Annotated in this window: 1 protein-coding gene; it reads left to right on the forward strand. The window is 43.9% G+C overall.

Annotation, left to right across the window (positions count from 1 at the left end):
* The coding region (locus OKC30_RS21010; RefSeq protein ID WP_270809822.1) for a hypothetical protein at positions 1-814 on the forward strand (814 nt) is incomplete at its 5' end.
* Positions 815-1,063: the final 249 nt, after the last annotated feature.

Below are 1,063 nucleotides of genomic sequence, written 5' to 3' on the forward strand. Positions count from 1 at the left end.
GGGTGACGTGAGCGCGTTAAGGATCAGGGTGTTCACGTTGGCCGGAATGGCTGTTCAACTTCGCCGGAATACGCACGGGAGATACGTAATGCAAGTTGGTGTGACAATCAAAAAGAATACGAACCTTCAACCGATTACTGAAGCGCAATTACAACATTCTGTTTACGAGATGCTTTCTGTTTTAGACATCTTATATAACAGCGCACACGGGCGCGGCATGGCAGATACAAGCTGTGGTGTCATTGATTTTTGTGACGAACCAGAGCAAATCAAATTATTAGAAAACTCCATGATGTGGAAATATCTCCACCAAATGTATTTGTTTGCTGAACTCGGTGAGCAGTTAAATGTGGTTGGTTACCACTTATCAGATATGTTGGGTGATCTAGCTAAATGGATCACAGCTGCAAGCCCGATACTTGAATATGATGGAACCGAGTTAAACCAAGCTGTGATTAAAGTCATTTATAAATTTATTGCTCGATTGAAGCTTAATTACAGATGGGATTTTGATGGGGCATATGGTCCCGGAGACAATCCGGACCCGCTACCTCATTCTGATGCTAATAATGGTCTGATACCTATAGCAGCGAATTGGTATCCAGATACCCATCATCGACATTTAACACTCGTTGAGTTAGCCTTGTTAGCAGGCATGAGTAATATCCGCAGTGTTAGAAATGCTCAATTCAGCAAAAGTGATGCGTTGTCGTTTATCAAAGAAGGTGCTCAGGTACTGATTACGGTAGAAGAAGCTCGGCGCTGGCTTCAAGGGCGGAATGGGTTCGTGCCGACGAAGGGAATTGTATATTGAGATGAGGAAAGGGAAAGTGCGAACAAGTATCCCACGAACAAAAAATGAAAACTTTAGTCATTTAATATCAATGGGTTACCATTAAATGCTCTCGTGCCATATGACTTATTCGCACCTTCCCTAGGGAAGGTGCGAATAAGTACCCTATGTGCCAAAACTAAAAAGTTTAGCCATTCCTGATTACCCATGACCCTCAGCCAGCTTCAAGAGCCGATATGGCATCGGAGGGCTTGCCACGACTGCATGCCC

This window comes from Aeromonas sp. QDB18, assembly GCF_027705325.1.
In the GTDB taxonomy this organism is placed as follows: Bacteria; Pseudomonadota; Gammaproteobacteria; order Enterobacterales; family Aeromonadaceae; genus Aeromonas; species Aeromonas caviae.